The following is a 22,305-nucleotide window of genomic DNA, read 5'->3' as shown; positions in this document are numbered from 1 at the left end:
TAGTTTGTTGTTCCCTTTTTCACCCACTCAAAATTTTTCCATTTTAGGGCTTGACTTTTGTTTGCAGGACTTCTTTCCCGCCGCCGAGGCGCCAAGCAGCGCCGCCATGGAGCTGATCTCATCCTCCATTTGTATGTATATACCCCCCACCTTGGGCAGCATCTTGGAGGAATACTCCGCAATTTCGGAGCTGGGCGAAATGGGATATCCCGCATAGAAACGAGCCCCTGCGGCAATGGCTCCCTCAACAATGGCGATATTCCCTTCAATAAAACGCTTTTCGCTCTTCATTGCATAACCTCCTCCACTTCAATTGCGAAGTCCGGACAGCGCATTTGGCACAGCTTGCAGCCAATGCACATTTCCGGAGCTTCTACGGTCGGGCAATGCCCTACCGTCTGTGATAAAACCTTTTTGGGGCAGAAATAGGAACAAATGCCGCACTGCTTGCAGTTCTTTTCACTCACTGTGACTTGAAACCGTTTTGCCGTTGTCTCACGCACTCCCTTACCCTGTTGAACTGTTGTTTCTGCTGTTCCACCTGTCACATGGTATAAAAGGCTTCCGGCAACTCAAGCCAAAGCGCCGGAAGCCAAATCGTTTCCTTTTGTTTCCCCGGAAAGCGGGTTGTTTTATCTGGTTTTACCGCACCGGAGCAAAGACCTCTTCCCTGGTGAACTTGCGGGAAATCAGCCCCTGCGCCACGCAGTAGTCCATACAAACCTCCAGCGTGTGCCATACGGCGTCCTGACCGATTCGGATCGCAGGAGACAGCTCACCGGCCTCCTTGGCAATCTCATAGCCCTTCTTGAGCATGTCATAGACCTCTTGGACCGCCTCAGGATGGTTCTGAATCATATCCTCAGTGACCGTAATCATGTGATTGATCGGCATAGCATTGTGTTTAGTGCGCCAAGCCTCCACAACCTCGTCCACGTTGGGGACTACCGACTTCAGGTTGGTCCCTTTCGCATTGCGGGGCCCCAGTATGATGGCTTTGCAGTCGCCAGAGGTAATCAGGTCCATGGGCTTGGTGCCTTCGGGCGCACGAAGGACATTGGAGGGACTGACATAACCGGCCACATGGGGCGCCTCGGTGGTGACCCATGTCACATCCTCAGGAGCGATGCCGAAGTGTTCCTGAAGTGCGCCGTGGCACCACAGGCCGGTGGTCTGGGTATAAGCCCGAACAGCAACACGGGCGCCCTTTAAGTCGGCGGGTGTCACGACGCCCTGAGCGGGATCATACTAGATGCTGCCGTGGTGGAAGGAGCCCAGGCAGACAACCGGAAGCAAGCGAAGCGGCTTTTTAAAATCCAGCGCCTGGAAGAAAGTCCCCACCGCCATCTCACAGACATCATAGGGCTGGCTCTCCACCTGATCGTCAAACGCTTCGTGGGCGAATTTAAACTCCGTAAAGTTCAAGTGGACCTTATCGCTTGTGACCCGTCCGTCCTTTAAAGGTAAGGTGTGGGGATAGCTTTCTGTGACCATTTTCAGTTCCAGCATGTAACAGTTCCTCCTTAATTATTTTGGCTCTATCGCGGGCCTGTGGTTAATTCTTATCAGGTCTCATAAAAAGATTTTAATACGGACCGCCTTCTCTGTAAAATACACATAATAAATGATTCATAAAAAACTTTTATGCGCCACAAGCTCAATTGAAATATGTCATCGTAAGTAAACCGTTTCCAATGTCCAGGACAATTTTTTGGCAGTAACAGATAAAGAATAACTACCGTTTTGGATAAAAAATACAATGAAGCTTGGGCTTTTATTGTTTGGGAAAATATGCTATAATAAAGTTGGATTCCCTAGTGGCCAGAGCAGAGCTTTCAGGGCAATCGTGCATTGCAGAAAATGCAAAATGATTTTTCGCTGCAATGTAAAGGGACAGCTAACCAAATCTGAAAAAATTTTTTGCAACAAAACACCCTCTTCAAAACATACAGGTGTAGAGGGTGTGGAAAGGGGGTATTATGGATTTTAATTTGAGTAATTCTTCAGATCATCCAGCATGTTTTGATATATCCTCGGCGAAACTGGATTCTATGACTGTTTCTGAACTGGCAGATGCTATGGAAGAGGCCATAGACCTGATGACTGAAGAAGATTATGATCCCGCTATCATTGATGCGTACTTGGATGCTATGGATCGTAAATCTCTAATTTCAGGTGATCTGGACACTCAAACTTCCTATGATGATTTTATTGAAAAAATACAGTCTGTAGTTTCAATAGAGACGCCACGGTCTCAGCATCAAGCTCCAAAACCTTTCTGCTATATGCTTCGTACCGGCCTGGTGGCTGCTTTGATTACAGCCTGCCTGTTTGGAAGTCTTGTTATTGTACAAGCATCCGGAATAGATGTGTTTGGTGCGATTGCCAATTGGACAGAAAGTGTATTTGGTTTCGGTTCCCTTCCGAGCGACGAAACTCCTAATAATCCCTCTGTTATTGCACACGATATGGGCTCCGATACGCAAACCATCCCGGAAGGGCTCCAAGAGTTCCAGCTGGCATTAACGGAACGCAATATACCCATGCAAGTCCCTAAAATACCGGAGGGGTTTGAAACCATAGAATCTGAGTTGCATATTGACCCTGCAACTAACGACATAGATTTTTATGCCAGATACATGCGAGATTCAAATTATATTGTATTTATTTTGAACCAATTTGGTGGATCATCTAGTAGAGTATATGAAAAGGATGGCTTGGAAGTTGAAGTATATGAATATGCCGGAGTTACTCACTATATTTTCAACAATGTGACCAATATAACTGTTGCTTGGTGTACAGATGCCTTAGAGTGCAGTATCGCAACAGACTTAGATTCTGCCACTGTGAAAGAACTGATACGATCAATGTATGAGGAGTAGATGATTGTGAAAAGAAAGCGTTTTATTTCTCTTTTTATGGCTGCGGTATGTATGTTTTTGTTTGCCGTGCCTGCCTTTGCCACTACCAGGGCCAGTATCCAAATTAATCAATATGACATGAAAGTGACTCCGGTTGCCGGCACTTTAAATATTTATTTTTCGGTTGTTGGAAACAACGGGATGGATAAAATTGGATGCGAAAGTATTTATGTGTATGAGAAGTCTGGCTCTCGCTGGGTTTTGACAGACAGCTGGGATGAAGATGATGACGGAATGAGCCGTACTGATTCTGCGTTCAAGACGAACACGATATATTGTGACAGCGAGGCCGGAGTCGAATACAAAGTGGTTGTAACCATCTTTGCGGAAAATAGTGCCGGTCGGGATTCCCGTACCAGAACGATTTATGTTACAGGCAGGTAAAGTATAGGTCTTGCAGTGATTGCTTTCATATTCGGAAAATTAATTTGTTCCCCTGTTTCTTCCGCCCCACCTTTATTGGTCGGGGCGGAAATTTTTTTAAAGATTATCATCGCAAAATGATGTATTCCTGAAATATACAGGTAAAGGTCCGAAAGAGTTTGATGCTTGTAAGCAGGGAAGTTCTAATTCCTTCGGACAATAAGACTCGCCCTTTGGGCGTATTGACATTTTTCAAACAAGCCCTGGACATTTTTTCTGAAAGGGTATGGTAATTTTTATTTGATATGCTATAATGTAGGTCAAAAGATTCCCATATACGGTATCGCAATCGTACCGGAAATGCGGCAAATTGTGAGCAATGAAGTTTAAAAAGCGGAAACTTGCTCCAAATTCTATCTATCAAGAGAGATCAAAAGGAGTCTGAACACCATGAAAAAACCGCGGATCGACATATCTCTTCTTGCGGACAGCGACCGCCAGCGGCTGGTCCAGCGGGCCGCCGTCCTGCTGGTATGCCTGATTTCCTTTGCGCTGGCCTTTCTCTGCATGAAGCGCTTTGGATTTTACAGCACCGACTACTCCCCGGATGAGGGGCACTATATCGACATGGCCAGGCGCCTTCTTTCCGACCATGTCTACAGCTACTGGGGGGAGGGACCTGACGCCTACACCCCCTATGGCTACCCCGTCTTTCTGGCCGTTGGCATGGCGATTTTCGGCTCGGACCTGAACGGTCTGCTGTGCCTCAAGATCGTCCACTGCGTGCTGATTGCCGCCACAGTGCTGCTCACCTATCTGCTGGGCAAAATGCTCACCGGGAAATTCAGCGTGGGCTTTATTGCCTGTTTCCTCATCGCCTTCAACCCCTCCTACTACTTCTATGGCACCAAGCTGCTCACCGAGCCCCTCTACTTTTTCTATATGCTGCTCTTTTTCCTGACCTTCCTGTGGGCGAACCAAGGGGACAAGCCCTGGCGCTACACGCTGTCGGGCGCCCTGTTTGCCCTGGCTATGATGGTGCGTCCTCTGATTGTGGTTATTCTGCCCTTCGTCTTTCTGCCCAGCTTGGTGCGGAACTGGAAGAAGTGGCGGGCCTTCCTCACCCCCCTCCTGCTGTTTCTGGCGGGCTTCGTGGCGGTGTGCCTGCCCTGGTGGATCAGAAATCTGGTCACTCTGCACCAGTTCATCCCCCTGGCCACCCAGACCAACCCCATTTACGCCGGTCTCTCTCCCGCCCTGTCCGGCCTGCCTGAATCCATCTACGCCGGCCCCGCCCCTGACCTGACGGGTCTGGCCGATCCCGGCAGCTTCTCCGGCAATCTGAAGCTGATGCTCCAGCTGTTCCTGGATGACCCCGTTGGGATGACCTATTGGATGACCTTCGGGAAGTTCTATATCATCTTCATGCAGGATGTGGGCACTCAGTTCAATGCGCTGGTGACGTTTATTTGGAACGTGAACGTCTATGTGGGGCTTTTCGGCGCCCTGCGGGCTCTGTTCACCCGGCGCTGGTGGGGACTTGCCCTGGTGTTCTGGGTTTATTTAGCGGCCTCCTTCCTCTTTGTCCCTGTCATCCGCTACGCCCTGCAATATCTCCCATTCATGGCCATCTTCGCCGGCGACCTCCTGGTCTGCGCCTTCACGCACCGGGACGAGCCGCTAAGCCAGCTCTGAACCGTAAAACCGCCCGCCGGAACCTCCGGCGGGCGGTTTTCATCTGTCAGCGGTTGACCTCGCGCTTGTCTGTCCGGCCCATGAGCCAGTCTATGGAAACCTGGTAAAACTCAGCAATAGCTAACAACTTATCTGACCGGGGCATTACGCCACGTTCCAAATCCTGATAACCCCGAATTGACATATTTATCACTTTCGCCATCTCAGCTTGGGTCATACCGTGTTCTTTCCGAAGTAGACGAATTTTTTCCGAAAACATAATATCCCCTCTTGACACGCAGTAATCTGCATGTTACAGTATAGGCAGTTAACTGCACAAAAAGGAGGAATCCTAAAATGGGCAACGAAATCCCCCTAATCATAAAACTGCTCTACCGCGGCATGGTCACCGGGCCTGAGCCAAGGCTCTGGCCCGATGAACTGAAAGACGACCCTGTTGCCGGCCACGGCCTCTGGTCCTTTTACAGCGGACTGCGCATAGGCCTCCAGCTGGGCAGCGCCTGCCTGGAGGAGCCTTAAAGGCCCCCTTCGCAAAGGGGGCTCCCGGCAAAGCCGGGTGGGGGTTTTCTCCAAAATGCCGCTGCGGTGACGAAAACCCTCCCCCACCGCCTTTGGCGGCGGTCCCCCTCCCTTTGCGAAGGGAGGCTTTTGCTGAGGCCTGAAAGTCACCGCTTGTCCTTTTTGCTCCGCCGCTCCTCGTCCACCTCATAGGCCTTGATAATCTTCTGCACCAGGGCGTGGCGGACCACGTCGGCCTCCCCCAGCCGGAGGATGGCGATGTCCTCTACCCCCTTGAGCACCCGCATGGCCTCCCGCAGGCCGGACACCTTGTCGGCGGGCAGGTCGATCTGGGTGATATCGCCGGTGATGACGATCTTGGACCCGAAGCCCAGCCGGGTAAGGAACATCTTCATCTGCTCCCGTGAGGTATTCTGGGCCTCGTCCAGGATGATGAAGGAGTCGTCCAGGGTGCGCCCCCGCATATAGGCCAGGGGCGCTACCTCGATATTGCCCCGCTCCAGATACTTCTGGTAGGTCTCGGGGCCCAGCATCTCGAACAGGGCGTCATACAGGGGCCGCAGGTAGGGGTCCACCTTAGACTGGAGGTCGCCAGGGAGAAAGCCCAGCCGCTCCCCCGCCTCCACCGCCGGCCGGGTGAGGATAATCCGGTTGATCTCCTTGGCCCGGAAGGCGGCCACGGCGGCTGCCACCGCCAGATAGGTTTTTCCGGTTCCGGCGGGGCCCACCCCTACAGTGACCACATTGTTCCTGATGGCCTCCACATACCGCTTCTGGCCCAGGGTCTTGGCTTTGATCGGCTTGCCCTTGGCGGTGACGCAGATCACGTCTCCCGCCAGCTGGACGATCTGGCTCTCTCTGCCCTCCTTTACCAGCTGGACAATATAGCGCACATTCTGCTCGTTGATGCTCTCCCCCTTGGAGGCCAGGGTCATCAGGCTCTCGATGGCCTTGACGGCGTACATGACCCCCTCCGGGTCCTCTCCCGCCACCTTGAGCATGGAGTCCCGGCTCACCACCGTGACCGCCATCTCGTGCTCAATGATGCGGATGTTCTCGTCGAAGGAGCCGAACACGTTGATGGTCTCCTCCAGACGCTCTAAGCTGATGGTCTGTTCTGTCATGAGTAAATGATCTCTCCTTGGTTTATTCAATCGCCTCCCTTCGCAAAGGGAGGTGGCATCCGCGAAGCGGATGACGGAGGGTTTACTCTGTAAAAACCCCCCACCCGGCTTCGCCGGGAGCCCCCTTACAAAGGGGGCCTTATCCTTGTTCTTCCCCCGGCCGCTCCTCCCCGATCTCCTCCAAACACCGGGCGGTGAGGGTTACCTCCAGCCGTCCGCCGGACACCCGGGCGGAAAATTGGAACTCCTCCACCTGGCCGTCCTCCCCAATGAGGGCGGTCAGCCGTTTTTGCAGCTCCTCCTCCAGCAGGGCCTGGGCAGCATCCTGGTCCGCCTGGACGGTCCGTGTGTCATAGGCCCGGAAGGTCTCCCGGCTGAGGAACAGGGGCAGCGTCTGGCCGTCCGGGAGGCGGGCCTGACGCACTACGGTCATTTTATCATACATTGGCCAGACAATACCAGTGTTTCCAAAAATTTTTATTCGCTTTCCAAAAATATTTACCGACCAGACACTTTTTTCCTTCCCGGTGTAGTCCTTCACCGCCGTCTCCAGGGGGAGGGCCGCGGTGAGGGTGCGCCAGGTGCGGGCCCAGACCCGGCCCCGGGCGTGGGTCTGGTACTGGACGACGGGGCTGTCGCTGTACAGAGGCGGCTCCATGGACACCGTCCCGGAGATAAGCACATCGCCCTTCGCCACCACGTCCCCCTCCTGAACCAGGGCCTCTCCCCGCTCCGGCTCCAGGTGGGTGACGACCCCGTCCGCCTGGGCCACGACGTCATAGTACCCCGACTCGTCGATCCGCTCTGGCTGCTTGATTACCTCCCGGACAATGACCTCCACCCGGGTGCCGTGGAGATTGATAGCCATCCAGGACAGGTCCTTCAGCTGGAGCAGAGCCTCCTGGGCCAGCTGCTTGCAGGGCAGGGCGGGGCCGTAAGCTCCCGGGCGCACTCCCAGCTGGCGCAGCTGGCTCAGGATGACAGCGGTGGGGACGTTCTCATTGCCGGTCACTTCCACCGTGAGGACAAACCGGGACAGAAGGCTCACCGCGCACAGAGCAAAGATCAGCCCGGCCAGGAAGGCGTACCGGGTGCGGAACCGGCCCAAAAAGTCGGGCAGGCCCCGGCTGGACTCCCGCACCACCTCACACCCCGCCCGCAGGGCCAGTTCCTCCAGCAGACCCAGGGTGTGCCGGCGGGTGGTAAAGCGGACGGTGTGCTCGTCCAGCCACTCTATGGCCCAGAAGTCGATCACCTCCTGGGCGCACAGGTTAATCAGCCGCTCAGGGAACAGGCCCGTCAGCCGGACGCAGACCATTCCCCGGATAAAATTCATCAGATGACGCATGGAATCTCCTCCCTGACTGTAGGGGGCGGCCTCTGGCCGCCCACGGAACATATATCCCAAGGAACGGGCGGCCACAGGCCGCCCCTGCCGCGCTACGCCAGGGTAATCTGGGAAATCTTCCCTGTAATCAGCAGCTCCAGCCCGGTCATGGCCCGCAGCTCCAGCTCCTGACCCGCAATCTTGATGAGAAACACGCCGCCGCTGACGTGGATTTCCTCCCGGCCGTAAGCCAGGATGCCCTTGTGGTTTTCCACCCGCAGCTCCCCGTCCCCCACCAGCTCCAGCTTGGGCAGCCCGGCCACCGCGTCGGCGGGCAGGTCGAAGGTCTCCGCCGCCCGCTCCAAAAATCCAATACGCCGGGGCTTTTGTGACATAGCAATCACCTCTCCCCTATCTATATGACGGGGAGAGGTGAAACTTTCTGCCTTTTTAGCTGTGGACCAGGGGCTCGTAACCCTCATATACCCGCTCCCTCCCCCGGACCAGGGGGCCGCGGTAGACATAATAACTCCAGTGGGAGTCCATAAAGCCGTCGCTCACCTCCACCAGGGTCTGGCCCCGGTACTCCACCACCCGCTCGTCGTCTCCGCAGGCAAAGATGAGCATCATCGGCCCCACCCACAGAGCGATCAGGAGCACAAGAGCCGTAAGGAGCAGGAGCGCCCCCTTGACGGTCCTCCGGACAGCGGCGCTCACCATCGGCCACGACCTGGGCAGCAAGCAGGCCATGGTAAAAATCAGACCGATCCAGCCGCTGACCAGCATCACGCCGAACAGCACCGCCGACGGCCCGCCGCGCCAGGCCAGACCGAACCGTCCCAGCACAGCGCCGCCCCCGATCAGCAACCCCGCCGCTGCCAGAAATACCGCCGCCGCGCATGTCAAGTGCCTGAAGTGTTCCTCTCCCTTGCAGTACAGCAGACAGTACACCCCGGCGACACCCAGCACTGGGACGCCCAGCGCAGCCAGAGTAAACATCATTTGAGACAGTCCAAACATATCAGATCTCCTCTTTGTCCAGGACATTCTCCATATGGGCCGCGGCCAGATTGACAATCAGCGTGGTGACCAACAGGAACAGCGCCACCTTGCGCACCGCATCGATGGTGTCCACTATCGCACCCCAGTCCTCAATGTCGATCAAATGCTCGTTATAGCGGATTTGACACCAGAAGGCCAGCGCACACGCCCCCATGCTCAGAATATGCCCATAGCGCCCTGTTCCACCTTTTCTCTTTGCCATGCGCCCAAGCTGGAACACAGGAATAGCCCAGCCCACCAGCCCCAGCGCAACACTGGCTAAATTCAACATTCCGTAGTTCAACACAAAACCTCCTCAAGTATTTGGCTCCCGTTCCTCCGTGTCCAGCTTGTTTTCCGCCCAGGCCAGGAACAGGTTAAGCAGAAGCGTAATGACAAGCAGGGTCAGGGCGATGCCGTTCACCGCCTCATAGGTATCCTCCAGGCCGGACCAGTCGCCGTGGGCCACCCGCAGGCCATAGCTGCGCAGCATATTCCAGATTGTCAGACAGCACGCACCCATGCTCAGAACAGGGGCAAAGTGCCCCAGGCCCCTTCCGCCCTTTACCAGCCGCCTCATTTGAATGATTGGCACAGCAAGTCCCAAAAGTGCGAACACAATACCCATTTCAATCCTCCTTGTCACTGATTCAGCGGCACAGCGCAGGTCTCCCAAACCCCCGTTCCGGTGTCGTAGTGGATGATTGCCTGACCCTCCGCCCACTCTATTTCATAGCGGCCCTCACGAAAGGGCCAGCAGTCGCGCACCTCGTACGACACGCCGGTGCTTTGAATCCAGAATGGTCCGGCAGGCCGATAAAAGCTCCCCCAGACCTTGAAAAGCCAATTCTCCTCACAGACCACCAGCTCTGTCTCCCCTGTCGGGCCACGAAGCGGGATGTATTCGGGGCTGGTATTGAAGTAAAACACGAAAAACAGCAGCATTAGCAGGGCCAGTGTCTCCACGACCAAGGCAAAAGCCAGTGCGGCCACCCGCTCCCAGCCCTTCAGAAACGCCGCAATGGCCCCGTCCCCCCAGACCAGCAGGGTCAGCAGAAAGACCATCCCCAGGACCGCCATGATATCCCCGCCGCTCACCTGGCCGATCAGCAGAAGGCCTCTGCCGCTGACCAGCAAGAGCAGGGCCGCTCCCCCGGCGCACATCGCCAGCAGAGCCCAGATTACTCCTTGGAACCGTTTCCATGTCATGTCCGGCTCAACCCCCATTGAACGAATACGCCCAGACAGAGCCAGAAGAGCAAAAACCCAATACACGCAAAGGACAGGGCAATCCAGACCTTCACCAATAGTTTACATAATATTTCTTTTATCTGGCAGGCTTTCTTTTTCACAGGGCATCCTCCTCCCTATCAGGGACAAACTCCAAAATATCCCCAGGCTGGCAGTCCAGAGCCTTGCAGATGGCCTCCAGCGTGGAGAAACGTACCGCCCGGGCCTTATTGTTCTTCAAAATGGACAGGTTTGCCATTGTTATGTCAACCTTTTGGGCCAGCTCCCCCAGGGACATCTTTCGTTTGGCCATCATCACATCCAGGTTTACCATAATCGCCATAGCCCCACCCCCTAAATGGTCAGGTCCTGGTCCTCCTTCAGCTCCGCCGCCTGGCGGAACAGGGCGGACATCACCTGAAAGAGCAGGCCCCCCATGAGGAACGCAGGGATAAACAGGGCATTGTAGGTAAACAGGGGGGCAATGCTTCGATAGTAGGCAAACCCCCAGACCAGCCGGGCCAGCGCCGCACCGGAGATCACCCAGCAGCACACCGCCGCCTGGTGCAGGGCTTTGGCGTTCTTCCTCTGGAAGGGGTTCCCCTCCAGGATCGTGTCCAGCACCCGCTTCGCCTGCCAGAGAATGGAGGCGGTACAGCCGCCGCACAGCCAGAAGAAAACCGTCAGCAGGGCGCTGTGCCAGTTCATCCAGACCGCCCAAAAACTGATCAGGCAAAACATCAGCACATGGCCCAGGGTGTGAGCTGTGTAATTCGGCAGTTCTTCCCTTAAATACACCAGCATGGAGCCCAGTTCTCTCTCCGCAACCAGCCCGGCAAAGCCCGGCACCAGCAGCAGACAAAGCAGATTCAGCAGGAAAACGATCCAGACCAGCAGCCGCAAAACCTCCGCCAGGCGCTGGACAGCAGTCTTTTCCATGGGTAATTCCTCCTCTCGGTTGGCCCTATCGTAGCATACGCAAAACCGATTGTCAATATATTTTTATTGTTTTTCGATAAATTTTAGGATAAGGAAAAGGCCCCCTTGCAAAAGGGGGCTCCCGGCGAAGCCGGGTGGGGGTTTTCTCCTATAAGAGTCTGTTGTGTCTCGGTAGGAGAAAACCCTCCGCCATTTGCTCCGCAAATGCCACCTCCCTTTGCGAAGGGAGGCTTTTGGCGCTCTCCTGTCAGCCTCCGTTTTTGGCAAAGTGGTCGCACCAGGGCCGCAGGGTACACTCCGCGCACTGGGGCCGCCGGGCCACGCACACCGCCCGGCCGTGGAGAACCATGCGGTGGCAGAAGTCGTTGGACTCCTCCGAGGGCAGGACGGCCCGCAGCTGCATCTCCACCTTGGCCGGGTCCTTGGTGCCGTCAGTGAGGCCCAGCAGGCCGGTGATGCGGATGCAGTGGGTGTCCGCCACCACCACGCCGGGGGTGTGGTACACGTCCCCCAAAATCAGGTTGGCCGTCTTTCGCCCCACGCCGGGGAGCTTGAGCAGGTCCTCCATGGTGTCCGGAACCCTGCCGCCGTAGTCCCGGAGGAGCATCTGGGAGGCCAGAACGATGTCCCTGGCCTTGGCCCGGAAAAAGCCGGTGGAATGGATGTACTCCTCCACCTCGGCAATCTCCGCCTCCGCCAGGGCCTCCAGGGTGGGAAACCGCTTGTACAGGGCGGGGGTCACCTTGTTCACCCGCTCGTCGGTGCACTGGGCGGCCAGCCGGACGGAGAAGAGCAGCTCGTAGTCCTTTTGGTACTCCAGGGAGCAGATGCCGTCTGGATAGAGGACCTTCAGCTCCTCCACAATGGCGCGTATCTCTTCAGGAGTCTTGTTCATAGCGCTTACCTCTTATCTCTTTCTCTTATCGTAGCTCAGCCACAGTGACCCCGTCCTCCCCCTCGCCGTACCGGCCGGGGCGGAAAGACTTTACATAGCGGCTGCGCTTCAAATACGCCCGCACAGCGGAGCGCACCGCGCCGGTGCCCTTGCCGTGAACGATGGTGACCGTCTCCAGCTTTCCCATCATGGCAGTATCCAGAAAGCGCTCCAGATTGGCGACGGCCTCGTCGGTCATCATCCCCCGCAGATCCACCTGACTGGGGACAGCGGCGGCGCGGATGGTCCGCTCCGCCCGGGCGATGATTTTCCGGGTCTCCTTCTGGGCCTGGGTCTCCCCCTCCACCACCCGGACCTCCTCCTGCTTGGCGGAGATCTTCAAAATACCTGCCTGGAGCTGGAGGGAACCGTCCTTGTTCACCGACAGGACCGTAGCCTTTGTGCCCATAGACACCAGCTCTACCGTGTCCCCCGCCTTCGCCGGGCGGGTGGGGGGCGGGGGCTCCACCTCGGGGGCACTTCCGCCGATATTCCGCTCCGCCTCGTTGAGCAGCCGCCGGGCCTCCGCCCGGCCGTCGTTCACCTGCTGCCAGTCCAGGTCCTGGCGCTTTTTCAGCTCCTTCAGCTCGGCCAGGGCCAGGTCGCTGGCGGCTCTCGCCTCCTCGATGATGGCCCGGGCCTCGGCGTTGGCCTTCTCCACCACCTTCGCCCGCTCGGCCTCCAGCTTCTCCCGATACTCCCGGGCCTTCTCCGCACTCTGCTCCATGTCCAGCTTGAGCCGCCGGGCCTCGGCCCGCTCCCGCTCCATCTCCTGCCGCTGCTGGTCCAGACGGGTGAGCACATCCTCAAACCGGACATTCTCCGCATCCAGTCGGGCGGCAGCCTTCTCGATGATATACTCGGGCAGACCCAGCCGCCGGGAGATGGCGAAGGCGTTGGATTTGCCGGGGATGCCCAGCACCAGCCGGTAGGTGGGGGCCAGGGTCTCCACGTTGAACTCGCAGGAGGCGTTCTCCACCCCGGGGGTGGTCATGGCGTAGACCTTCAGCTCGGCGTAGTGGGTGGTAGCCGCAACCTGGGCTCCGATGCCCCGGGCGGACTCAATAATAGCGGCGGCCAGCGCCGCCCCCTCCACCGGGTCGGTGCCCGCCCCCAGCTCGTCGAAGAGGATAAGGGTATCGCCGTCCGCCTCCCCCAGGATGCCCACGATGTTGGTCATGTGGGAGGAGAAGGTGGACAGGGACTGAGCGATAGACTGCTCATCGCCGATATCGGCCAGCACCCGGGAGAAGACCCGGACCGTGGAGTCGTCCTTGGCCGGGACATGCAGGCCGCACTGGGCCATGAGGGTGATGAGGCCCAGGGTTTTCAATGTGACCGTCTTGCCGCCGGTATTGGGGCCGGTGATGACCAGGGTGTCAAACCGCTCCCCCAGCTCCAGGTCGTTGGCAACCGCCTTTTTCTGATCCAGCAGGGGGTGCCGGGCCCCCCGCAGGTGGAGGTACTTGTCAGACAGCTTGGGCTCGGTGCACTCCAGCTTCAAAGACAGCTTTGCCCGGGCAAAAATGGCGTCCAGCCAGATGAGGAGCTGGTAGTCCTCCGAAATGTCCTCCTTATGGGCGGCGCACTGGGCGGACAGCTCGGCCAAAATCCGCTCGATCTCCTTTTTCTCCTTAGCCAGCAGCTCCCGCAGCTCGTTATTGGCCTTGACGACCCCCATGGGCTCGATGAAGAAGGTGGAGCCCGAGGAGGACACGTCGTGGACCAGGCCGGGGATGGCGTTCTTGTGCTCCGACTTCACGGGCACCACATAGCGGTCGGAGCGGATGGTGATGATGGACTCCTGCAAATACTTGGACTGGTTGGAGGAGATCAGCTTTTGGAGGATATCCCGGACCTTGGACTCGGTGGCCCGCATGTGCCGGCGGATGGAGGCCAGCTCCGGGCTGGCGGAGTCGGCCAGCTCGTCCTCCCCCACAATGGAGTTGGTGATGGTGTCCTCCAGAAATCGGTTTGTGGTCAAGGCCCGGAACAGGTGGGAGATGGAGGTCTTCTCCTCCCCCGCCCCATAGTCGGAGGCGGTCCGGGCCGCCCGCAGGACGGCGGCGATCTCCAGCAGCTCTCTTGTGTTCAGGCTGCCCCCCATGTCCGCCCGCTGGAGGCTGGCGGCTACCGGCTTGATGCCGGCAAAGCCGGGGGTCCCCCGGAGGACCAGCAGCTTGACGGCTGCGGTGGTCTCATCCTGGGCCCGTTTTACGTCGTCGATATCGTCCATGGGCCGCAGTTCCCGGGCCCGCTCCCGGCCCTCGTCAGTGACGGCACACCCGGACAGCAGCTCCAGCACCCGGGGCAGCTCCAGGGTGGCCATGGATTTTTCAAATAATTCGCTCATAGGGTTCTCCTTTAAGTCTTTCTTGCTCTTACTAACAGCATCATCGGGCGGCGCAGCTCATCCCGCATTCCGGGAAGGTCCAGCATTTCCACAGGCGGCTCCGCCTCTTTCACCGCTTCCAGGGTAAAACCGCTGTTCAGCAGGCCCATTAAAATTTGCGTCAGCGTATGGTGCTGTTTCCTTACATCGCACCCTAAAAAATGGGTTTTCCGCTCTCCGGGCATAAAGTATTGATCCACCGGCCAGCACCAAGGCACACCAGCTTCTGTGTAGAGCCAGTCCTGCCCCACCCCGGCGGTAAAGACCGGGTGCTCCATATTCAGGAGAAAAATTCCGCCCGGCGTCAAGGTGTGGTGTGCCTTCTGAAAAATCTGCCTGATATCCTCAATGTAGTGCAGGGCCAGGTTGGAGACAACGCAGTCCCAGGTATTTTCCGGATACCCGTACTCCTCAATCCCACAGACGCGGTATTCAATTCCCGGCTCCCCATTGCGCTTTTTCGCCTCGCTGATCATTTTTTCGCTTAAATCAATGCCCAGCACCCGCTCGGCCCCCTGCTCCGCGGCAAACCGGCAGTGCCAGCCATAGCCGCACCCCAAATCCAGAACCGACTTGCCTTGAAGTGCAGGAAATAAAGGCTTCAGCTGATGCCACTCTCCCGCCGCTGTCAATCCATCTCTGCTTCTTGGCATTTGGGCGTACTGGTTAAAAAATCCTTCATTATCATACTCGTTATTCATGTCGTTTACGCTCCATCTTCTATTTCAACCGTGGCACAGCCAATAGGCCATCCTCTTCTATTCTTCTGCCTTCCACTCCTCTTTCAGGGGGCGGAACCGCTCTGGCACCCGGTCCAGGGGCAGGGTGTCGTGGACGGCGCAGGTGCCCACCGTTTGAGCGGTCTGATAGTACCACTGCTTGTAGTCCAGCATGAGGAGGGTATCCTCCAGCTGTTTTTGCTGTTCCAGCACCGATTTCCGCTGTCTTTCAATCAGTTCCAGCCGCTGGTCGATGGTATCATCCCCCTGGCGGGACAGCTCCATAAAGGAGCGAATCTCCCTCAGGGGCATCCCCGCCTTTTTCAGACAGCCCAGCATTCGCAGCCACTCCATGTCCTCGTCCTTAAACATGCGGATGCCCCCGCTGGACCGCTCCACAAAGGGCAGCAGCCCCTCTTTATCGTAATACCGCAGGGTGGACGGAGCCACATTCAGCTTCTGGGCCATCTCACCAATGGTGTAAAACATAAAAATCTCCTCCAAAGGGCTTGACTTAAAGTTGACTTTAAGTTATATAATCCTTCCATACTTACAGGACCATTATAGCGTCTCCGCTGTGATTCGTCAATGAAAGGATGGTCAACCATGATTTACAAGCAGTTTCAGGATTTGAGTCTGTCCGCCCTGGGCTTTGGCTGCATGCGCCTGCCCACCGTGGATGGGAACGACGCCAACGTCGATGAGACGGAGGCCGCCCGGCTCATCGCCCGGGCTATGGAGGGGGGCGTCAACTACTACGACACCGCCTGGGGCTACCACGCGGGCAATTCCGAGACCGTCCTGGGCCGTATCTTGAAGCAGTACCCCCGGAACAGCTTCTACCTGGCCGACAAGTTCCCCGGCTACGACCTGTCCAACATGGGTAAGGTGGAGGAAATCTTCGACCAACAGCTGAAAAAGTGCCAGGTGGACTGCTTCGACTTCTACCTCTTTCACAACGTCTGCGAGATGAATATTGACACCTACTTAGACCCCAAAAACCACATCTATGAGTCCCTCATGGCCCGGAAGAAGGCAGGGCAGATCAGGCACCTGGGCTTCTCCGCCCACGGCGACCTGAACACCATGAAGCGGTTTCTGGAGGCCTACGGCAAAGACATGGAGTTCTGCCAAATCCAGCTCAACTGGCTGGACTGGGAGTTCCAGAGCGCCAGGGCCAAGGTGGAGCTGCTGGAGGAGTGGAGCATCCCTGTCTGGGTGATGGAGCCAGTCCGGGGCGGCAAGCTTGCCAGGCTGTCCGAGGAGTACGCCGCCCGGCTCCGCGAACTGCGCCCCGACGAGGGGGTGCCCGCCTGGGCCTTCCGGTTTGTCCAGTCGGTCCCCTCGGTGACGGTGACCCTGTCGGGCATGTCCACTATGGAGCAGGTGGAGGACAACCTGAACACCTTTGCCCGGGAAAAGCCCCTGTCTGAGCAGGAATGGAGGACCCTCCTGTCCATCGCGGACAGCATGACGGGCCGCACCTCTGTCCCCTGCACCGCCTGCCGCTACTGCACCTCCCACTGTCCCCAGGGGCTGGACATCCCCATGCTGTTGGAGCTGTACAACGAACACGCCTTTACCGGCGGCGGCTTCATCGCCCCCATGCGGGTGGGCCAGCTGCCCGAGGAGAAAAAGCCCTCTGCCTGTGTGGGCTGCCGCAGCTGCGAGGCGGTATGCCCTCAACAGATCAAAATTTCTGAGGCTCTGGCCGATTTCTCCGCCAAGCTGGGGCTGTAAGACCCCAGCACAGAAAAAGCCCGCTTTTCGCCGCGTTCCTCTTATCTGTGGAGGAGTCCGGCTTTGCCGTCAAGCGCGGGCGGGGCGGCGTGGTATCGTTCCTTGCTCCGGGGCAGGACAAGTACACCCGGCTCCGGGCATCCACCCTCGGCGCGGGCTTTGACCCCGAGGACATCCGGGCGGTGATTGCCGGGGAGCGGCCCCTCCCGGAGCTCCCCAAGGACGCGCCGCCCCCGCCCCGGCAGGTAGGGCTTATCATCGACATTCAAAAGCGCATGGCCGAGGGCAAGGGCCCGGCCTATGAACGGTGGGCGAAAGTCTACAACCTAAAGCAGATGGCCGCCGCCCTCCAGTTTCTGCAGGAGAACAATCTCACCGACTATGACGCGCTGGCGGCAAAGACCACGGCGGCGGTTGACCGGGCCCACGCGCTGGCCGGGGAGCTCCAGACCACCGAGGCCGCCCTCTCCAAAGTCTCCGGGCTGATGGGGGCCGTGGTGGACTATGCCAAGGCCCGGCCCGTGTTTGACGGCTACAAGGCGTCCCGGTACTCGAAAAAGTATCTGGCCGAGCACGAGGCAGAGCTTGCCACCTACCGGGCGGCCCGGGCCGCTATGAATGAATTGTCGGGCGGCGAAAAGCTCCCCAAAATGGACGCGCTAAAAAAACAGCGGCGGGAGCTGGCGGATAAGAAAAAGTCCCTCTATGCCGAGTATCGGCAGGCCCAGCGGGATATGCGGGAGGCCGTGGCGGTCAAGGCCAACATCGACCATCTGCTCGGCCTTACGGACGGGCGCACTGATAAGGAACAGACGCGATAGCGGCGGTGACGCAGCCAACCTCTTTGGGACATTTTGTCCCAAAGAGCCGGGTTTGGGGAGGCTCCCCAACAAGCATTTTTGCGGGCCTGCGGCCCAGCAAAAATTTCGGAGTGTGGCCACACCCGAATTGCTTGCCGTTTGTGCGCTCCCCTATACATGGCGCGAAAAACGGAGGCCGCGCTTTTCCTTACGCTCCCTCCGTTTCTCTGGCTTTTCTGATACCCTCTGCGGCTCCCTCTATGATGATAAGCTCCTTTTCGTCCATATCGTTAAGCATCCGGTCAATGTGTTTCCGGCGCTCACTCTCGCCGCCCAGCTTGTCCGGGTAGAAAAATTCATCCACGGAAATATCAAAAAGGGTAACGAGTTTGTAAAAGGCGTTGAGACTGGTGTGCTGGCCCCGGTTCTCAATATACATGATGGAGCGAGGGGTGAGGTCTACAAGCTGGGCCAGGTGCTCCTGCGTCCAGCCTTTGGCTTTTCGTCTGCGCTTGATTTCTTGGCCCAGGGCATGACAGTCCAGGCGTTTTTTGTATTGGTACATTCTCACATCACCCCTATATTATTTTACATTTCGGGGTGGAATATGAGAACGAAACATAATTTTATTTTTAAGTAGTATTTAATTTCATTTTTTTGGATATGCCATTGACAAAAGAGAATCCATCTGATAGAATAAAACAATAAAATTAAAAAAGAAAAGGTGATGAAGTCCGGAACATCAGATGTCACATAATCAGTGGCATGGGCGTGACTGGAAAAGAGTAGATAAAATCAACTGAATAGGTTAAGAAACAACTGTTTTTACAGTTTTGTTTCTGCGCCTACTGTTTGATTTTATTTTACTCTTATCTATCTTTCATCTTTTTAAGGAAGTTAGCCGTAGAGTAAAATCTACGGCTTTTTATTTTGTCCAATTACGAAAGGAGAACTTGTATGCTAACAGAATTAACACCGCTTTTCAAAAAGCCACCTCTCTATACTAAAACAGAGATACCTTTTTGGGATGATGAACACATTTCACTACAGATGCTTAACGCCCATCTAAATCCAAACTATGATGGGGCAAGTAGAAAATTGGAGTTTATTGAAAAATCAGTTGATTGGATCAGCAAAATACTTCCCTCAGAACACTATCCATCAGTACTTGACATTGGATGTGGCCCCGGTCTTTATACTGAGCGGTATGCAAAAAAGGGGTATAGGGTTGTAGGTGTTGATTTTTCACACCGTTCTATAAATTATGCTCAGATGAACGCAAAGAGAAAAGGACTACCTATTGACTATTTTTATCAAGACTATCTGAAATTATCTTTAGATAAAAAATTTGACTTCGCAACAATGATTTACTGCGACTTCGGGGCATTATCGACAAATGACCGAAAACAATTATTGAAAATCATTTACCAACATCTCAAACCCGGCGGAAGGTTTTTGCTGGATGTATTTTCTCTCACCCAGCTTGAAAATTTTCAAGAAAGCCAAACATGGGAAGTCTGTCCTGACGGCGGCTTTTGGTGTCCAGAAAACTACATCGCATTAAACAGGGCTTGTAAATACCCCGATAATGTAACACTTCGCCAAACATTGGTTATCGCAAAGAAGAAAGTAAGCAATTACTATTTGTGGGATACTTACTTTTCTAAAAAAGCACTGGAAGAGGAGACAGTTGGTAGCGGTTTCAAAATATGCGAATATTTTGGTGATGTATCTGGTAGCACATACAGCGAACACAGTTCAACTCTTGCAGTTTTGTTGAAAAAATAATTTGTACTGGCAGTCACCCTGGCGATTAAAAAAACCGTAAATCGGCAGGGTGATTTGCTATGCCCATTTCAAGTTGTTTTGGCGAGTGACGGTTTTGAAATAACCGTCATTTTTCTTTAATATGGACTGAATTATTTGAGACATGGCGGTATTTAGGAGATGTCGCTATGTTTCTTTCTATATTTGTCCCACTTAACTTGTCAAAAAAAGTTTAACTCCTCCACCGGGTTACTCTGGCCATCAATGCGAAATTTGTAAGTACATAAAGAACTGCGTCATTTCATGCGCCCGCACAGTACAACGCTGTGCGGGCGTTGTCGTTTCTTGTCGGCTCTACTTTGGGACAAACAGTCCCAAGGTACGGGGCGGCTCCCCTGGGTGTCGCTCCCCGCCGCCCTCCATATCGTTTCCCGGAAACCCAACCACAAAAAACGATATGGAGGTACATACCATGACGATTATTAACTTGCGCGACTTTTACTACTGGTACACCCAGGATGAATATATGGAAGTTTCTGATGATGTGGCCGAGGCGCTCTGGGCCAGTGTCCGCTACGAGGCGGCCTATACCGAGCGGGCCCGCTACAACAAGGCATACTATTCCTTGGATGCGGATGACGGCATCGAATATTCCTCCTGCCTGCACGAGCTCACCCCGGACGAGGTTCTGGAGCTCAAGGAGCGGTTCTGCCGTCTGTGGAACGCGCTGAACAGCCTGCCGGAAACCCAGGGCCGGAGGGTGGATGCTCACTTTATCCTTGGCATGACCTACCGGGAGATTGCCAAAGCCGAGGGTGTGGATAAGAGCGCGGTGCGGCGCTCCGTTCTCAGCGGCATCGCACAGATGAAAAAATATTTGAGAAAAAATCCGTGATTGCCGTCTCCATTTGCTCCATTTTTCTGGTGGTATATGAGAGGAAGTTTTTTCTTCTCCACAACTGAATAGCGGGCGGCCCCAGGTGAACGCGGGGAGCCGGGCGGCGGGTGCGCGGTGACTTCTCCCACGGGAGGACGAGCGACCAACACCACCGCCGCGCGTGGGGAGACTGCCACCCCCACGGCCACGATCCGCGAGGGACAAGCTGGCCGCTTGCCGCTTGGGGCCGCCGCACAAAACAAGGGAACGCCGGGCCGCTAACTGCTGTCTTTTGACGGGCCAAACATACGGGCCCGGCGCTCCCCATCTTTACATAGGAGGCGGACTTATGGAATACGACCCCACTCTGGCCGCTCTGCTGGCCCAGCCGTGGAGCAACAACGTGTGCCGGGGCTATGTCATCTATGCGATGGAAAACTGTGGCTTTTCTGCCGAGGACATCCGGCGCGTGGTGGCCGAGCTCTACGAAGTGTTCGACTGCCGGGGGCTGGAAGAGGCCGAGGCGCATTTTCTGGACAGCCCCTATTAAGTTCGAGACAATTTGTCCCAAGGTAGGGATAGGCCAAAGGGCAGCACTTTTCGGAGTGCTGCCCTTTCGCGTTTCCCCACCAACCCAAAACGCAAAAGGAGGTTTTGCCGTGAAACTGACCGCACAAGAGCTGGAACAAATGAAAAGTGTGAACATCGGCGCGGTGAGCGCGGATGCGCTGGCTGACGTGAGCGGTATGGCCTTTGACCGTACCCTCCCCCGGGAGGAGCGGCTGGCCCGGTTTGTGAAACGGGCCGTCAATCCGTACTGCTTTAGCGTGGGCGGCGTGGGCGTAAAAATCGAATTTGCCGAGGGCGGCCCCTCCCTGCAGGAGACGCTGACCGCCTTTCTTATCCGGCAAAAGAGCGGGCTGTAACTGCTGTTGCGGCCCGTTCTTACTTCGAGACAAATTGTCCCAAAGCATCGACATCCTTGTTGATTGCCCCGGACAGAGGTATAATATAAGTGTAATGTGATAGGGAAGGAGGAACAATGGCACGAACAAAAAACAGAGGGTATCAGCAGACTTTGACCCCTACCTATACGGCCCGGCTCTGGAAAATGGGCGGCTACATCCGGCTTTCCCGCGGGGATTTGCAGAAAATCAACCGGGGGCTTGACGATAGCAACAGCGTGAAAAACCAGCGCGACATACTCAACGATTTTCACTTCAACCATGCGGAAGAATTTGAAAGCTACACCGAGTATGTGGATGACGGCCACACGGGAACCGATACGGAGCGTGAAAGTTTCCAGCGGCTCTTGGGGGATGTAATGAGCGGGAAAATCAACTGCGTTGTGGTGAAAGACCTTTCCCGTTTCGCCCGGAATTATAGCGATGCCGGAAGTCTGATTGATAACCTTTTTGTGCAGATGGGCGTCCGCTTTATCAGCTTGGCCGAGGGCGTGGACAGCTACCTAAACCCGGATAGTGTGAACAGCATTATCGTTCCGATAACAAACGTGATGAATGACCAGTATTGTTATCAGACCTCAAAGAAAATCCGGCAGGTTTTCGATTATAAGCGGCGCAACGGCCAGTACATCGGCTCTTTCGCTCCCTACGGCTACATAAAAGACCCCAAGGACAAACACCAGCTAATCGTTGACCCGGAGGCCGCTGAAATCGTCAAGAAGATTTACGAGCTGTGCCTGCAAGGTATGGCCAAACTTCAAATTGTGATGTACCTGAACGACCACGGCATACCCAGCCCCACGGCATACCGAAAGCTAAAGGGCCTGCCCTACTCCCCGGCTATATCGGACGCTCCCATGTGGGGAAACAAGATTATTGTCAGCGCCAATGATAAAATGAAAGAAAACGCCGAGGAAAAAATGTAGTTTTGTGGCGGAGAGGAGGGAAAAAA

29 protein-coding genes and 2 pseudogenes are annotated in these 22,305 nt (G+C 55.8%); 11 read left to right on the top strand and 20 right to left on the bottom strand.

Annotation, left to right across the window (positions count from 1 at the left end):
* Positions 1 to 27: 27 nt before the first annotated feature.
* The 4 genes from D1641_RS15785 to D1641_RS15770 form a co-directional block, all read right to left on the bottom strand.
* Positions 28 to 291, bottom strand: coding sequence for a hypothetical protein (locus D1641_RS15785; protein ID WP_160667389.1), 264 nt, complete (start codon positions 289 to 291; stop codon positions 28 to 30).
* The gene (locus tag D1641_RS19890) at positions 288 to 467 is read right to left on the bottom strand and encodes a 4Fe-4S binding protein (RefSeq protein ID WP_347707450.1); all 180 of its coding nucleotides are present in this window, start codon (positions 465 to 467) and stop codon (positions 288 to 290) included. The genes D1641_RS15785 and D1641_RS19890 overlap by 4 nt, the downstream gene beginning before the upstream one ends.
* Positions 468 to 642: 175 nt before the next feature.
* A complete protein-coding gene (locus D1641_RS15775) occupies positions 643 to 1,227 on the bottom strand; it encodes a hypothetical protein (protein ID WP_160667385.1) in 585 nt (194 codons plus the stop codon).
* A gap of 21 nt (positions 1,228 to 1,248) precedes the next feature.
* Positions 1,249 to 1,509, bottom strand: a complete 261-nt coding sequence (locus D1641_RS15770; RefSeq protein ID WP_160667383.1) for a hypothetical protein — start codon at positions 1,507 to 1,509, stop codon at positions 1,249 to 1,251.
* A 470-nt stretch (positions 1,510 to 1,979) separates the two neighbouring features.
* On the opposite strand from D1641_RS15770, the gene D1641_RS15765 reads away from it, so the two are divergent.
* The 3 genes from D1641_RS15765 (at position 1,980) to D1641_RS15755 (ending at position 4,979) form a co-directional block, all read left to right on the top strand.
* Positions 1,980 to 2,882 carry a hypothetical protein gene (locus D1641_RS15765; protein ID WP_160667380.1) on the top strand — a complete coding sequence of 301 codons (903 nt, stop codon included), beginning with the start codon at positions 1,980 to 1,982 and terminating at the stop codon, positions 2,880 to 2,882.
* A gap of 6 nt (positions 2,883 to 2,888) precedes the next feature.
* Complete coding sequence (locus D1641_RS15760; RefSeq protein ID WP_160667378.1) at positions 2,889 to 3,305, top strand: hypothetical protein; 417 nt, start codon at positions 2,889 to 2,891, stop codon at positions 3,303 to 3,305.
* 429 nt (positions 3,306 to 3,734) lie between these two features.
* Complete coding sequence (locus D1641_RS15755) at positions 3,735 to 4,979, top strand: glycosyltransferase family 39 protein (protein WP_160667376.1); 1,245 nt, start codon at positions 3,735 to 3,737, stop codon at positions 4,977 to 4,979.
* A 46-nt stretch (positions 4,980 to 5,025) separates the two neighbouring features.
* On the opposite strand, the gene D1641_RS15750 is transcribed toward D1641_RS15755, so the two are convergent.
* The gene (locus D1641_RS15750; protein WP_160667374.1) at positions 5,026 to 5,238 is read right to left on the bottom strand and encodes a helix-turn-helix transcriptional regulator; all 213 of its coding nucleotides are present in this window, start codon (positions 5,236 to 5,238) and stop codon (positions 5,026 to 5,028) included.
* Positions 5,239 to 5,315: 77 nt separating this feature from the next.
* On the opposite strand from D1641_RS15750, the gene D1641_RS15745 reads away from it, so the two are divergent.
* Positions 5,316 to 5,498: a hypothetical protein gene (locus tag D1641_RS15745; protein WP_160667372.1), complete on the top strand. Its 183-nt coding sequence runs from the start codon at positions 5,316 to 5,318 to the stop codon at positions 5,496 to 5,498.
* 146 nt (positions 5,499 to 5,644) lie between these two features.
* Here D1641_RS15745 and D1641_RS15740 read toward each other — a convergent pair whose 3' ends face one another.
* The 14 genes from D1641_RS15740 to D1641_RS15675 form a co-directional block, all read right to left on the bottom strand.
* Positions 5,645 to 6,622, bottom strand: coding sequence for a PhoH family protein (locus tag D1641_RS15740; RefSeq protein ID WP_160667369.1), 978 nt, complete (start codon positions 6,620 to 6,622; stop codon positions 5,645 to 5,647).
* A gap of 139 nt (positions 6,623 to 6,761) precedes the next feature.
* Positions 6,762 to 7,970 (bottom strand): sporulation protein YqfD, encoded by a 1,209-nt coding sequence (locus D1641_RS15735; protein WP_160667366.1) that lies wholly within the window; start codon positions 7,968 to 7,970, stop codon positions 6,762 to 6,764.
* A 92-nt stretch (positions 7,971 to 8,062) separates the two neighbouring features.
* Positions 8,063 to 8,344: a YabP/YqfC family sporulation protein gene (locus tag D1641_RS15730; RefSeq protein WP_160667364.1), complete on the bottom strand. Its 282-nt coding sequence runs from the start codon at positions 8,342 to 8,344 to the stop codon at positions 8,063 to 8,065.
* Positions 8,345 to 8,399: 55 nt separating this feature from the next.
* Positions 8,400 to 8,969 (bottom strand): hypothetical protein, encoded by a 570-nt coding sequence (locus tag D1641_RS15725; RefSeq protein WP_160667362.1) that lies wholly within the window; start codon positions 8,967 to 8,969, stop codon positions 8,400 to 8,402.
* Between the two features lies 1 nt (position 8,970).
* Positions 8,971 to 9,294, bottom strand: coding sequence for a hypothetical protein (locus D1641_RS15720; RefSeq protein ID WP_160667359.1), 324 nt, complete (start codon positions 9,292 to 9,294; stop codon positions 8,971 to 8,973).
* Positions 9,295 to 9,306: 12 nt separating this feature from the next.
* The gene (locus tag D1641_RS15715; protein ID WP_160667357.1) at positions 9,307 to 9,618 is read right to left on the bottom strand and encodes a hypothetical protein; all 312 of its coding nucleotides are present in this window, start codon (positions 9,616 to 9,618) and stop codon (positions 9,307 to 9,309) included.
* 14 nt (positions 9,619 to 9,632) lie between these two features.
* On the bottom strand, positions 9,633 to 10,199 hold the full coding sequence (locus D1641_RS15710; protein ID WP_160667354.1) for a hypothetical protein: 567 nt from the start codon (positions 10,197 to 10,199) through the stop codon (positions 9,633 to 9,635).
* On the bottom strand, positions 10,196 to 10,342 hold the full coding sequence (locus D1641_RS15705) for a hypothetical protein (protein WP_160667352.1): 147 nt from the start codon (positions 10,340 to 10,342) through the stop codon (positions 10,196 to 10,198). Before D1641_RS15705 ends, D1641_RS15710 begins: the two co-directional genes overlap by 4 nt.
* On the bottom strand, positions 10,339 to 10,563 hold the full coding sequence (locus D1641_RS15700; protein WP_160667350.1) for a helix-turn-helix transcriptional regulator: 225 nt from the start codon (positions 10,561 to 10,563) through the stop codon (positions 10,339 to 10,341). The genes D1641_RS15705 and D1641_RS15700 overlap by 4 nt, the downstream gene beginning before the upstream one ends.
* A gap of 11 nt (positions 10,564 to 10,574) precedes the next feature.
* A complete protein-coding gene (locus D1641_RS15695; RefSeq protein WP_160667348.1) occupies positions 10,575 to 11,159 on the bottom strand; it encodes a DUF2975 domain-containing protein in 585 nt (194 codons plus the stop codon).
* Positions 11,160 to 11,406: 247 nt separating this feature from the next.
* Positions 11,407 to 12,054, bottom strand: a complete 648-nt coding sequence (nth, locus tag D1641_RS15690; protein WP_160667346.1) for an endonuclease III — start codon at positions 12,052 to 12,054, stop codon at positions 11,407 to 11,409.
* Between the two features lie 25 nt (positions 12,055 to 12,079).
* Positions 12,080 to 14,446 carry an endonuclease MutS2 gene (locus D1641_RS15685; RefSeq protein WP_160667344.1) on the bottom strand — a complete coding sequence of 789 codons (2,367 nt, stop codon included), beginning with the start codon at positions 14,444 to 14,446 and terminating at the stop codon, positions 12,080 to 12,082.
* A gap of 11 nt (positions 14,447 to 14,457) precedes the next feature.
* Positions 14,458 to 15,186 (bottom strand): class I SAM-dependent methyltransferase, encoded by a 729-nt coding sequence (locus D1641_RS15680; protein WP_160667341.1) that lies wholly within the window; start codon positions 15,184 to 15,186, stop codon positions 14,458 to 14,460.
* Positions 15,187 to 15,243: 57 nt separating this feature from the next.
* Positions 15,244 to 15,693, bottom strand: a complete 450-nt coding sequence (locus D1641_RS15675) for a MerR family transcriptional regulator (RefSeq protein WP_160667339.1) — start codon at positions 15,691 to 15,693, stop codon at positions 15,244 to 15,246.
* Between the two features lie 117 nt (positions 15,694 to 15,810).
* Between D1641_RS15675 and D1641_RS15670 the strand changes: the two genes are divergently transcribed.
* Complete coding sequence (locus tag D1641_RS15670; RefSeq protein WP_160667337.1) at positions 15,811 to 16,944, top strand: aldo/keto reductase; 1,134 nt, start codon at positions 15,811 to 15,813, stop codon at positions 16,942 to 16,944.
* Between the two features lie 26 nt (positions 16,945 to 16,970).
* Positions 16,971 to 17,765 (top strand): annotated as a pseudogene (locus D1641_RS15665) (hypothetical protein); the annotation flags it as partial.
* 187 nt (positions 17,766 to 17,952) lie between these two features.
* On the opposite strand, the gene D1641_RS15660 reads toward D1641_RS15665, so the two are convergent.
* Positions 17,953 to 18,309, bottom strand: a complete 357-nt coding sequence (locus D1641_RS15660) for a helix-turn-helix domain-containing protein (protein WP_160667335.1) — start codon at positions 18,307 to 18,309, stop codon at positions 17,953 to 17,955.
* A 392-nt stretch (positions 18,310 to 18,701) separates the two neighbouring features.
* On the opposite strand from D1641_RS15660, the gene D1641_RS15655 reads away from it, so the two are divergent.
* The 5 genes and pseudogenes from D1641_RS15655 to D1641_RS15635 all read left to right on the top strand — a co-directional run.
* Complete coding sequence (locus D1641_RS15655; RefSeq protein ID WP_004036683.1) at positions 18,702 to 19,532, top strand: class I SAM-dependent methyltransferase; 831 nt, start codon at positions 18,702 to 18,704, stop codon at positions 19,530 to 19,532.
* 451 nt (positions 19,533 to 19,983) lie between these two features.
* A complete protein-coding gene (locus tag D1641_RS15650; RefSeq protein WP_160667333.1) occupies positions 19,984 to 20,406 on the top strand; it encodes a sigma-70 family RNA polymerase sigma factor in 423 nt (140 codons plus the stop codon).
* A gap of 331 nt (positions 20,407 to 20,737) precedes the next feature.
* Positions 20,738 to 20,938 carry a hypothetical protein gene (locus tag D1641_RS15645; RefSeq protein ID WP_160667330.1) on the top strand — a complete coding sequence of 67 codons (201 nt, stop codon included), beginning with the start codon at positions 20,738 to 20,740 and terminating at the stop codon, positions 20,936 to 20,938.
* A 109-nt stretch (positions 20,939 to 21,047) separates the two neighbouring features.
* Positions 21,048 to 21,314 (top strand): DUF6870 family protein, encoded by a 267-nt coding sequence (locus D1641_RS15640; protein ID WP_044919915.1) that lies wholly within the window; start codon positions 21,048 to 21,050, stop codon positions 21,312 to 21,314.
* Positions 21,315 to 21,430: 116 nt separating this feature from the next.
* Positions 21,431 to 22,237, top strand: a pseudogene (locus D1641_RS15635) (recombinase family protein); the annotation flags it as partial.
* Positions 22,238 to 22,305: the final 68 nt, after the last annotated feature.

Origin of the sequence: Colidextribacter sp. OB.20 (assembly GCF_009911595.1) — a bacterium.
Classification (GTDB): Bacteria; Bacillota; Clostridia; order Oscillospirales; family Oscillospiraceae; genus Lawsonibacter.
Note: the sequence above shows the minus strand (reverse complement) of the source record. Positions and strands in the feature narration are given on the sequence as shown.